We start from the raw sequence: 11,517 nt of genomic DNA, 5'->3' as shown, positions 1-11,517 counted from the left end.
AGGTGCGTCAGGTGCGTCAGGTGCGTCAGGTGCGTCAGGTGCGTCAGGTGCGTCAGGTGCGTCAGGTGCGTCAGGTGCGTCAGGTGCGTCAGGTGCGTCAGGTGCGGGCGGGCGTACCGCCCGCCCGCACCGTTCGCTCACCCTTCCCTCACCGTGCTACGGCGTCGCCGCCACCGCCGGTGCCGGGGCGTACCCCGTCGGCCGGGCCGTGAAGGTGCCGCGGCCCTGGGTGCGGCTGCGCAGCCGGGTCGCGTAACCGAACAGCTCCGCCAGCGGCACGGTCGCGGTGACCACGGCCGAGCCGCCGCGCACACCCGAGTCGGTGACCCGGCCGCGCCGGGCCGCGAGGTCGCCGAGGACCCCGCCGACGGCGTCCTCGGGCACGGTGACCGTGACCTCGACCACCGGCTCCAGCAGGACCATCGCGCAGGCCCGCAGCGCCTCTCGGAGCGCGAGCCGACCGGCCGTGCGGAAGGCCATCTCGGAGGAGTCCTTCACATGGGTCGCCCCGTCCGTCAGGGTGACCCGCAGCCCGGTCACCGGGTGCCCGCCCAGGGGACCCTCGGCGAGCGCGTCCCGGCAGCCGGCCTCGACGGCCCGGACGTACTCCTGCGGCACCCGACCGCCGACGACGGCGGACCGGAAGTCGAACCCGTCCTCCAGCGCCTCCACATCGAGCACGACGTGCGCGAACTGCCCTGCCCCGCCGTCCTGTTTGACGTGCCGGAAGACCAGACCGGTCACGCCCCGGCCGACGGTCTCGCGGTAGGTCACCCTGGGGCGGCCGACGTTGACGTCCAGTCCGAGGCTGCGGCGGATCTTCTCCACCGCGACCTCCAGGTGCAGTTCACCCATGCCCGACAGGACCGTCTGACCGGTCTCGGGGTCGGTCCGCACGACCAGCGAGGGGTCCTCCTCGGCCAGCCGGGCGAGCGCCGAGGCCAGCCGGTCGGTGTCGGTGCCGCGGCGTGCCTCGACCGCCACGGAGACCACCGGGTCGGGGACACCGGGCGGTTCGAGGACGAGCGGCGCCTGCGGCGCGCACAGGGTCGAGCCCGCGCGGGCCGACTTCAGCCCCACGACGGCCACGATGTCCCCGGCCACCGCCCGGTCCAGCTGGGCGTGCCGGTCGGCCTGGACGCGCAGGATCCGGCCGATCCGCTCGGTGCGCCGCGAGCCGGACTCCCATACCGCGTCTCCCTTCTCGATCGTTCCCGAGTACACCCGCAGATACGTGAGGCGTCCCGTCGGTGTGGCGCTCACCTTGAACGCCAGCGCCGCCAGCGGGGCCGCCGGATCGGCCGCCCGTTCCTGCTCCGCCCCCTCGTGGGTGCCCCGCACGGCGGGCACGTCCAGCGGGGACGGGAGGTAGGCCACGACGGCGTCGAGGAGCGGTTCGATCCCGCGGTTGCGGTACGCCGAGCCGCACAGCACGACCACACCGTCACCGGTGCGGGTCAGGTCGCGCAGGGCTGCCGCGAGCGTGCCGGCGGAGAGGGTCTCCCGGTCGCAGAACTCCTCCAGCGCGGCCGGGTGACGCTCCGCGACGCTCTCCTCCAGCAGTCGGCGCCGACGCAGCGCCTCCTCCCGCAGTTCCTCCGGTACGACGCCCTCGACGGCGGTGTCACCATCGTCGCCCCAGGTCAGGGCCCGCATGCGAAGCAGGTCGACCACGCCGGTGAAGCCGTCCTCGGAGCCGATCGGCAGCTGGACGACCAGCGGGACCGGGTGGAGGCGGTCACGGATCGACGCCACGGCGGTGTCGAGGTCGGCGCCCGCCCGGTCCAGCTTGTTGACGAACGCGATCCTCGGCACGCCGTACCGGTCGGCCTGCCGCCACACGGACTCGCTCTGCGGCTCCACGCCCGCGACGGCGTCGAACACCGCCACCGCGCCGTCGAGCACGCGCAGCGCCCGCTCGACCTCGTCGGCGAAGTCGACGTGCCCGGGCGTGTCGATGAGGTTGACGCGGTGACCGTCCCAGTCGCAGCTCACGGCCGCCGCGAAGATGGTGATGCCCCGGTCGCGTTCCTGGGGGTCGAAGTCGGTGATGGTGGTGCCCTCGTGGACCTCGCCGCGCTTGTGCGTGGTCCCGGTGGCGTACAGGATCCGCTCGGTGACGGTGGTCTTCCCCGCGTCGACGTGGGCGAGGATGCCCAGGTTGCGCACGGCGGCGAGCTGACGGTCGAGGGTGTCGAGGTGGTTGCGCACGGCCCTTGGCCTTTCGGGTGTTCCGGTGAACGGGCAGCGCGATTGACCGGACGACGGCATGAGGATCAGCACGAAAAGGACACACCGTCACCTGCTGTTGGGTGCGGGACGGTGGTTCGGTGCGCTCAGGCGGTCGTCAGGACATCCGGTGCCGGCCGCGCAGCGGACACCGGACGGCCCGAGACACGAGGATCACCTCGTAGCGGGCACGGGGAGCGACGGCAGCGGTGTGGTCACGCATGGCCGGCTCCCCTCGTTCGTCAGGTGTCGCGCGGCCCCCTGTCGTGGGCGGCGCGTGATCTTCGGTGAGTGTAGAGGCGAACGGGGCCGCCCCGCACGGGATTTATCCGGACCGTGCGGCGCGCCCCCGGGTCTCGCGGTCAGGCGGGCGTGTCCCGCGGCGTGTAGAAGTGGCGTCGCACCCGGCGCAGCCACGCGTCGGCGGCCGTCTCGTCGGGCTGTTCGGGCAGGACACTGCGCGTCGTGCCGAACTTCTCCTCGAAGTCGCGCAGCAGCGGCAGCGCGGCCTCGGGGTCGGCGGCCACCTGCTCGCCGAAGGTGTGGTAGCTCTCCGGGTCCTCGACGCGGATCGTCAGCCGGCCCGTGGCGTACAGCTCGTAGCCCTGGGTGCACAGCCGCTTGAGGTGCCGGGCGTGCTTGGCGGTCCGCTTGGGGATGTCCGCGGAGAGGCCGCCCTCGCCCCGGTTGCGTATCTTGCGGAACTGCTGGGTGGCGTAGCCGAGGTAGGCGTCGCGGACCCGGCGGGCGCTCGGCAGGGTCGCCCGGATCGCGATGAGTTCGTCGCCGAGCGGGGTGCGGACCTCGTACAACTCCTCGGGCAGCCAGACGAGTTCCATCACCGTCGGGTTGCCGCCGAGGGCGAGCCGACACCACTTCGCGGCCTCGTGCAGGGTGCGGTCGGGGGCCGTGGTGACGTGCGAGTCCTGGGGGCGGCGCAGGCCGTGCAGTTCCTCCGTGGGGGCGGCGAACATGCCGAGCCGGTCCACGTCGGAGCCCGGACGGGCGAGCCCGTAGGCGGTCGAGCCGACGATGCCGGACAGCAGGATGTTGGTGACGGTCACAGGTGCCCCCGTTGGTGGTGCCGCGCTCCCGCCCGCACGCCCTCGTGCGTGCCGGTGGGCTCCAGGTGGTGGTGGTCGCCGTCCCGGCGGAGGGGCGACGGACCGCCATGATGCCCCGGTGTGCGGGCCGTCCACCTCACATTTTCCGGGCCCGCGCGGGCACGCGGAGGCCTGCGGGGGGGCCTGCGGGGTGGGCCCGGTGGGGCGGACCCGCTCACCCGTACGGCTCAGTCGGCTGGTCACGCGGGCGGGCCGGTGGTGCCGTGGAGGGACAGGGCCGGCCCGGCCCGCCGGCCGTCCCGCTCCTGGGAGGAAACCTTGCCCGCTCCTCGCCCACCCCGTGCGCCCCGCGCATCGCGCGGCCCCCGTCCGTCCGGGCCGTCACGGCCGCCGTCCCCGGCTCGCCCGTCCGGCCCGTCAGGCCCGCCGGGCCCGCTCCGGCCGACCCGCGTGCCGGGGTAGCCGCCGGCTCCGGCGCCCTGCTCAGCACGGCGTACGCGGCACGTCGTACGCCGTGTTTGGCGTTCGGTGTTCGTTGTTCGGTGTTCGTTGTTCGTTGTTCGGCATTCGACGTGCGGTACGTCCCGCGTGCCACGGGCCCTCCGCCCCGCGCCCGCGCCCGTCCCGTTCCCCCGAATGCGCCGCGCTCCCGCCCTGTTCCCCCGCACAGCGCCATGTGACATATTACTGGCGTGACCAACGGACCCAGCGGTGACGTGGTGGTCGTCGGCGCCGGCATGGTGGGCGCCGCCTGTGCGCTGTACGCGGCCCGTGCCGGGCTCGACGTGATCCTGGTGGACCGGGGCCCGGTGGCCGGCGGCACGACGGGAGCGGGCGAGGGCAACCTCCTCGTCTCCGACAAGGAACCGGGGCCCGAACTCCGACTGGCCCTGCTGTCCGGCCGGTTGTGGGGTGAACTCGCCGAAGAGCTGGGCACGGCGGTCGAGTACGAACCCAAGGGCGGGATCGTCGTGGCGTCCACCCCCGAAGGGCTCACCGCCCTCGCCGGACTCGCCGCCGGACAGCGCGCGGCCGGAGTGGCGGCGGTCCCCGTCGACGCGGCCGAACTCCCCTCCCTGGAACCCGACTTGGCGCCCGGTCTGGCGGGCGGTGTGCTGTATCCCCAGGACGCCCAGGTGATGCCCACCCTGGCCGCCGCCCACCTCGCCCGGGCCTCCGGGGCCCGTCTGGAGACCGGCCGGACGGTGACGCGGGTGCTGCGCGGCGCCGACGGTGCCGTGCGCGGGGTCCGCACCGACCGGGGCGACCTCCTCGCCCCGGCCGTGGTGAACGCGGCCGGAACCTGGGGCGGCGAGGTCGCCGCGCTCGCCGGGGTCTCCCTGCCGGTGCTCCCCCGCCGCGGCTTCGTCCTGGTCACCGAGCCGCTGCCGCGCCGCGTACGGCACAAGGTGTACGCCGCCGACTACGTGGCCGACGTGGCCAGCGACTCCGCCGCCCTCCAGACCTCGCCGGTCGTCGAGGGCACCGCCGGCGGTCCGGTCCTGATCGGCGCGAGCCGCGAACGGATCGGCTTCGACCGCTCCTTCTCCCTGCCCGTCGTCCGCGCCCTCGCGGCCGGGGCGACGCGCCTGTTCCCCTTCCTGGAACACGTACGGGTGATGCGCACGTACCTCGGCTTCCGCCCCTACATGCCCGACCATCTGCCCGCCCTCGGCCCGGATCCACGCGTGCCGGGCCTGTACCACGCGTGCGGGCACGAGGGCGCGGGCATCGGGCTCGCCACCGGCACCGGGCATCTCATCGCCCAGGCGCTGACCGGCAGGACGCCCGAGCTGGACCTCACCCCGTTCCGCCCCGACCGCTTCGCCGAGGAGGCCGCCCCGTGAACCCCCTGGACCTGGTCCGGGCCCGCCCCGGAGCCCCGTTCACCGTCCGGTTCGACGGCCGGGAGATCGAGGCACTGCCCGGCCAGACGGTGGCCGCCGCGCTGTGGTCGGCGGGGGTCACGGCCTGGCGCACCACGCGGGGCGAGGGGCTGCCGCGCGGGGTCTTCTGCGGGATCGGGGTGTGCTTCGACTGCCTCGTCACCGTGGACGGCCGGCCCAACCAGCGCGCGTGCCTGGTTCCCGCCGCCCCGGGCGCCGACATCCGGACGCAACAGGGGACGGGCCACGGGACAGGGACGGGAACGGGAACGGGAACGGGCCACGATGAGTGAGCGCCGCCCGGTCCTCGCGGTGATCGGCGCCGGCCCGGCCGGGCTCGCGGCCACCCTGGCGGCGGCCGCGCGGGGCGTGCGCGTGACGCTCATCGACTCCGCCGCGCAGCCGGGCGGCCAGTTCTACCGGCAGCCCGCCCAGGGCCTCGGCGCCCGTCGCCCGCAGGCGCTCCACCACCGGTGGCGCACCTGGGAACGTCTGCGTACCGGCCTCGACACCCACCTCGCCACGGGCCGCGTCGCCCTTCTGAGCGATCGTCATGTGTGGTGCGTGGAACGGCGGTCGGCCGAAAGCCCGACCACGTCTCCCGCCTTCACGGTCCACGCGTTGCTCGGCCCCGAGCAACGCGAGTCCGTCGCGATCCACGCCGACGGGGTGCTGCTGGCGACCGGCGCCTACGAGAAGGTCCTGCCCTTCCCCGGCTGGACCCTGCCGGGCGTGGTCACCGCCGGCGGCGCCCAGGCCCTGCTGAAGGGCGGACTCGCGCTGCCCGGCCGTACGGCGGTCGTGGCCGGCACCGGCCCCCTGCTGCTGCCGGTCGCCACCGGCCTCGCCGCGGCGGGCGCCGACGTCGTCGCGCTGGTCGAGTCCGCCGCCCCGAGGGACTTCGCCCGCCGGGCGCGCACCCTCGCCGGAGCACCGGACAAACTCGCCGAAGGCGCCGGGTACGCGGCACAACTCCTGCGTCACGGGGTACCGGTGAAGGTCCGTCATACGGTGGTGGAGGCGCACGGCACCGAACGACTGGAGTCCGTGACCGTCGCCGCGCTCGGCCCCGACGGCCGTCCGGCACCCGGCACCGCGCTGTGCCTGTCCTGCGACACCCTCGCCGTGGGCCACGGGCTGCTGCCGCACACCGATCTCGCGGACGGTCTCGGCTGCCGTCTCGACGGACCGGCCGTGTCCGTGGACGACGAGCAGCGCACCGACGTCCCCGGTGTGTGGGCCGCCGGCGAGTCCACGGGCATCGGCGGCGCGGTCCTGTCGCTGGCCGAGGGGCACATCGCGGGACGGTCGGCGGCGGCCCGGCTGCGCGGCACGGCCCCGGACCCCGCGCGGTGGGCCCCGGCCGCCCGGACCCGTACCCGACTGCGCGCCTTCTTCGCGGGACTCAACGGCGCGTACGCTCCCCCGGCCGCCTGGGCGGAGGGGGTGACGGACGAGACGGTCGTGTGCCGCTGCGAGGAGGTCACCGCCGGCGCGGTCCGGGAGGCCGTCGGCTCGCTCGGGGCCGGCGACCTGCGCACGGTGAAGCTGCTGACCCGGGCCGGGATGGGCTGGTGCCAGGGCCGGATGTGCGAACCCGGTGTGGCGGGCGTCGCGGGCTGCGCGCCCACCCCGGCACGCCGACTGCTGGCCCGCCCGGTCCCGCTGGGCGTCCTGGCCGCGCCCACCGACCCCCCGGCGGACCAGTGATCCCCGCGCGGCCCCCGGTGATCGCCCGGGCGGGCGGCGACCAGCTGCAAGTGATATGTCACACGCCACTGTTGAAAGAGAGGCCCTCTGCCATGACCACCCCCCAACCGTCCCGCCCCTGGCGCGGTGTCCTCGTCGCCACCGCGCTCCCGCTGGACGACGACCTCGCCGTCGACCACGACCGGTACGCCGCACACTGCGCCTGGCTCGTGGAGAACGGCTGTGACGGCGTCGTACCGAACGGTTCCCTGGGCGAGTACCAGGTCCTCACGCCCGAGGAGCGGGCCCGGGTGGTGGAGACCGCGGTGGCCGCGGTCGGCGGGGACCGGGTGATGCCGGGAGTCGCCGCCTACGGCTCGGCGGAATCGCGGCGCTGGGCCGAGCAGGCGCGCGAGGCCGGCTGTGGAGCCGTCATGCTGCTGCCGCCCAACGCCTACCGCGCCGACGAACGCGCGGTGATGGCGCACTACGCGGAGGTCGCCGAGGCGGGCCTGCCGGTCGTGGCGTACAACAACCCGATCGACACCAAGGTCGACCTCGTGCCCGAGCTGCTGGCCCGGCTGCACGGCGAGGGGCTCATCCAGGGCGTCAAGGAGTTCTCGGGAGATGTCCGCCGCGCTTACCGGATCGCCGAACTCGCCCCGGAACTCGATCTGTTGATCGGCGCCGACGACGTACTGCTGGAGCTGGCGGTGGCGGGCGCCAAGGGCTGGGTGGCCGGGTACCCCAACGCGCTGCCGAGGGCCTCGGTCGAGCTGTACCGGTCCGCGGTCGCCGGGGACCTCACCACCGCGCTGCCGCTCTACCGGCAGCTGCACCCGCTGCTGCGCTGGGACTCGCGCGTGGAGTTCGTGCAGGCGATCAAGCTGTCGATGGACGTCGTGGGCCGGCCCGGCGGCCCCTGCCGTCCGCCCCGCGTCCCGCTGACGCCGGAACAGGAGGCGGCCGTCCGAGCGGCCACCGAGAAGGCCGTCGCGGCGGGGCTCGCCTAGAGCCGTTCCGGCACCCGGCTACAACTCTCCCGCACAGAAGGGGACTTCATGCGCAGCAAGCTCGTCCTGCACGCCGTCGACTCGCACACCGAGGGCATGCCCACCCGGGTGATCACCGGCGGGATCGGCACGATCCCGGGCGCGACGATGAACGAGCGGCGGCTGTACTTCCGTGAACACCGCGACGACATCAAGCAGTTGCTGATGAACGAGCCGCGTGGCCACTCCGCGATGAGCGGCGCGATCCTCCAGCCGCCCACCCGGCCCGACTGCGACTTCGGCGTCGTGTACATCGAGGTCTCCGGCTATCTCCCGATGTGCGGGCACGGCACCATCGGGGTGGCGACCGTGCTGGTCGAGACGGGCATGGTCGAGGTCGTGGAACCGGTGACCACCATCCGGCTGGACACCCCGGCCGGGCCGGTGGTCGCCGAGGTGGCCGTCGAGGACGGCGCCGCCCGGTCCGTGACCCTGCGCAACGTGCCGTCCTTCGCGGTCGGCCTGGACCGCAAGGCCACCCTGCCCGACGGCCGTACGGTGACGTACGACCTGGCGTTCGGCGGGAACTTCTACGCGGTCCTGCCGCTGGAGGAGTTCGGGCTGCCCTTCGACCGCGCCCACAAGGACGACATCCTGCGGGCCGGCCTGGCCCTGATGGAGGCGGTCAACTCCGAGGCCGAGCCGGTGCATCCGGAGGATCCGTCGATCCGCGGCTGCCACCACGTCTACCTGGCCGCACCCGGCTCCACCGCCCGCCACTCCCGGCACGCGATGGCCATCCACCCCGGCTGGTTCGACCGCTCCCCCTGCGGAACGGGGACGAGCGCGCGGATGGCGCAGCTGCACGCGCGGGGTGAACTCCCGCTGGACACCGAGTTCGTGAACGAGTCCTTCATCGGCACCCGGTTCACGGGCCGGCTGCTCGGCACGACGGAGGTCGGGGGCCGTGCGGCGGTGCTGCCCAGCATCACCGGCCGCGCCTGGATCACCGGCACCGCCCAGTACCTGCTGGACCCGACGGACCCGTTCCCGGCGGGGTTCGTGCTCTGACCCACGCGCGCTCCACCGCCGTAGAGGCCGTGGATGCCGTGAGATGCCGTGAGATGCCGTGAGATGCCGTGGATACTGGTGGCACGTGACATTGCACAGCACCGGGTGCACAGCGCAGTACACGACACAGCCCAGCACCGCCCAGCACGGCACCCGCCTTCGAGGAGACCCGCCATGGCCGCCCCGCGCCCCAGCAGCCAGCCGCCCGCCGCAGCCGAGCCCGGCCCGGCCCTGCCGGTACTCGGCGGCCGGCGCAGCAGCTACCGCGAGCGGGTCGCCGACGCCCTGCGGGCCGCGCTGATCGCGGGCGAACTGCGGCCCGGCGAGGTGTACTCGGCACCGACCCTGGCCGCCCGGTTCGGCGTCTCGGCGACCCCGGTGCGCGAGGCGATGCTGGACCTGGCGAAGGAGGGCCTGGTCGACGCGGTCCCCAACAAGGGCTTCCGGGTCACCGAGGTCTCCGACCGGCAGCTCGACGAGTACACGCACGTCCGGGCGCTCATCGAGATCCCCACGGTGGTGGCACTGGCCACCACCGCCGACCCGGTGTCGCTGGAGGCGCTGCGCCCGGCCGCGCGGGAGATCGTCGCCGCCGCGGTGGCGGGCGACCTCATCGCCTATGTCGAGGCCGACACCCGCTTCCACCTGGGCCTGCTCGCCCTGGCCGGCAACGCCCACCTCGTCGAGGTGGTCCGCGGGCTGCGCGGCCGGGCCCGCCTCTACGGTCTCACCGCCTTGTCCGCGTCCGGCCGACTGCTGGCCTCCGCCGAGGAGCACCTGGAGCTCCTGGACGCCCTGCTGGCCCACGACGAACGGGCCGTGCACGAGATCATGACCCGGCATCTGGGGCATGTACGCGGGCTGTGGGCCTCCGCCCGGGAATGACCGGCCCGGCTCCACCGGTTCCCGGACCCGACACCGACCCGTGAAGCCAGTTCCTCCCGCCGCCTCGACTCCTCCCGCCGTCCCGGCTCCCCCGCCGTCCCAACTCGTCCCGCCGAAACCGACTCGTCCCACCGAACCCGACTCGTTCAACTCGTCCCGTCGCGTCCCCCGTACCCGTCTCCACCTGCCCCGGCACCCGTGCGCCCGCCGCACGTCTGTGATCCTTGTCGCCGTCGGGCAAGGAGTGGGGCGCGTGCCGCATGGGCAGTCAACTGCGGGTGCGCGAAAGGATGGTGTCTTTCCTGTGGGGGAAGCCGTGCGTGTGTGTCTCATCGGTGCGGGTCTGTCGGGGCTCGCGGCGGCTCACGCCCTGAAGTCCGAGGGGCTCGACTTCGTCTGTCTCGAGCGGGCCTCCGACGTCGGTGGCCTCTGGCGGCAGCCCCAGGCCGGCGAGCGCGGCCCGGGCTACCTCTCGCTCCACCTCAACACCAACAAGCGGCTCACCGGTTTCGCCGACCACCCGATGCCGGCCTCCTACCCGGTCTATCCCCGGCACAGCGACTTCGCCGCCTATCTGCGGTCCTTCGCCGAATGGGCCGGCGTCCTCGGGCACATCGAGCTGGAGACGGCCGTCGAGTCCGTACGGCAGGAGCCGGGCGGCGAGTGGACGGTCGTCAGCCGGGACGCCCGAGGGGTGCGCCGCACCCGCGGTTTCGACCAGGTGATCGTGGCCTCGGGGCACAACACCGAGCCGGTGCTGCCCGCGCCCGCGCCCGGCTCCGACACCTTCGAAGGAAGGATTCTGCACGCCCTGGACTACCGGGACGGCAGCGACTTCGCCGGCCGTCGGGTCGTCGTCGTGGGGCTCGGCGCCTCGGCCGTGGACATCGCCGCGGACCTCTCCCGGTACGCCGAGCAGACCGTGCTCTCCGTCCGCCGGGGCCTGCACATCCTGCCCAAGCAACTCTTCGGCATGCCCCTGGACGACGTGGCCGAGGCCTCGTGGTGGACGACCATGTCCCTGGACGAGCAGCGCACGTTCATCGAGCAGGCCCTGCTGGTGGCCCGGGGCAAGCTCGCGGACTACGGCCTGCCCGAGCCGGACCACCGGATCTTCGCCTCGGCCGTGACCATCTCCGACGAGATCCTCACCCGTATCCGCCATGGCGGGGTCACCCCCAAGCCCGCGATCGAGCGCCTGGACGGCGAGCGGGTGGTGTTCACCGACGGCACCTCGGTGCGAGCCGACGCCGTCGTCTACTGCACCGGCTACCGCATGGCGTTCCCCTTCCTGCCCGACGGCTGCCCCTTCGGGGCACAGGGCTCGGTCGAGCTGTACAAACGGGTCGTCGCGCCCGACCGTCCGGGACTGCACTTCCTCGGTCTGGTCCGTCCGCACGGGTCCATCACCCGGCTGGTGGAGGCCCAGGCGCGCTGGGTGGCCCGGGTCCTCGCGGGCAAGGCGGTCCTGCCGGAGCCGGAGGTCATGCGCAAGGAGATCAGCGCCTACCTGAGCGGTATCGCCGGCCAGTACGGGCAGGCGCAGAGCGCGTCGATCCAGGTCGACGTGGCACCGTACCTGGAGGAACTGCGCGCGGAGTGACCGTCGCGCCCGGTGGCGCGTGGAGCGGGAGGGTTCGGTGCGCGGAGGTCTCCCCCCGCGCGGCCGGACCCTTCGCCCTGCCACCGCCCGGGCGGCCG

General features: G+C 74.1%; 9 protein-coding genes. 7 read left to right on the top strand and 2 right to left on the bottom strand.

From position 1 onward, the window contains the following. Positions 1-156: 156 nt before the first annotated feature. Positions 157-2,211: an elongation factor G gene (gene fusA, locus ACZ6D7_RS07615; RefSeq protein WP_469485014.1), complete on the bottom strand. Its 2,055-nt coding sequence runs from the start codon at positions 2,209-2,211 to the stop codon at positions 157-159. Positions 2,212-2,591: 380 nt separating this feature from the next. Further along, positions 2,592-3,293 (bottom strand): nucleotidyltransferase domain-containing protein, encoded by a 702-nt coding sequence (locus tag ACZ6D7_RS07610; protein ID WP_469485012.1) that lies wholly within the window; start codon positions 3,291-3,293, stop codon positions 2,592-2,594. Between the two features lie 692 nt (positions 3,294-3,985). On the opposite strand from ACZ6D7_RS07610, the gene ACZ6D7_RS07605 reads away from it, so the two are divergent. The 7 genes from ACZ6D7_RS07605 to ACZ6D7_RS07575 all read left to right on the top strand — a co-directional run bounded on the left by ACZ6D7_RS07605 (position 3,986) and on the right by ACZ6D7_RS07575 (position 11,419). Further along, entirely contained in the window at positions 3,986-5,140 is a 1,155-nt protein-coding gene (locus tag ACZ6D7_RS07605; RefSeq protein ID WP_469485009.1) for an NAD(P)/FAD-dependent oxidoreductase, read from the top strand. Beyond that, on the top strand, positions 5,137-5,472 hold the full coding sequence (locus ACZ6D7_RS07600; RefSeq protein WP_469485007.1) for a (2Fe-2S)-binding protein: 336 nt from the start codon (positions 5,137-5,139) through the stop codon (positions 5,470-5,472). The genes ACZ6D7_RS07605 and ACZ6D7_RS07600 overlap by 4 nt, the downstream gene beginning before the upstream one ends. Next, entirely contained in the window at positions 5,465-6,889 is a 1,425-nt protein-coding gene (locus ACZ6D7_RS07595; protein WP_469485005.1) for an FAD-dependent oxidoreductase, read from the top strand. The genes ACZ6D7_RS07600 and ACZ6D7_RS07595 overlap by 8 nt, the downstream gene beginning before the upstream one ends. Before the next feature lie 92 nt (positions 6,890-6,981). Beyond that, a complete protein-coding gene (locus ACZ6D7_RS07590; protein ID WP_469485003.1) occupies positions 6,982-7,881 on the top strand; it encodes a dihydrodipicolinate synthase family protein in 900 nt (299 codons plus the stop codon). 48 nt (positions 7,882-7,929) lie between these two features. Continuing rightward, positions 7,930-8,931 carry a proline racemase family protein gene (locus ACZ6D7_RS07585; RefSeq protein WP_469485000.1) on the top strand — a complete coding sequence of 334 codons (1,002 nt, stop codon included), beginning with the start codon at positions 7,930-7,932 and terminating at the stop codon, positions 8,929-8,931. A gap of 174 nt (positions 8,932-9,105) precedes the next feature. Continuing rightward, positions 9,106-9,816, top strand: a complete 711-nt coding sequence (locus tag ACZ6D7_RS07580; RefSeq protein ID WP_469484997.1) for a GntR family transcriptional regulator — start codon at positions 9,106-9,108, stop codon at positions 9,814-9,816. Positions 9,817-10,132: 316 nt separating this feature from the next. After that, positions 10,133-11,419 carry a flavin-containing monooxygenase gene (locus tag ACZ6D7_RS07575; RefSeq protein WP_469484994.1) on the top strand — a complete coding sequence of 429 codons (1,287 nt, stop codon included), beginning with the start codon at positions 10,133-10,135 and terminating at the stop codon, positions 11,417-11,419. The last annotated feature ends 98 nt before the right edge of the window (positions 11,420-11,517 follow it).

Source organism: Streptomyces sp. NPDC041784 (genome assembly GCF_055591025.1).
Note: the sequence above shows the minus strand (reverse complement) of the source record. Positions and strands in the feature narration are given on the sequence as shown.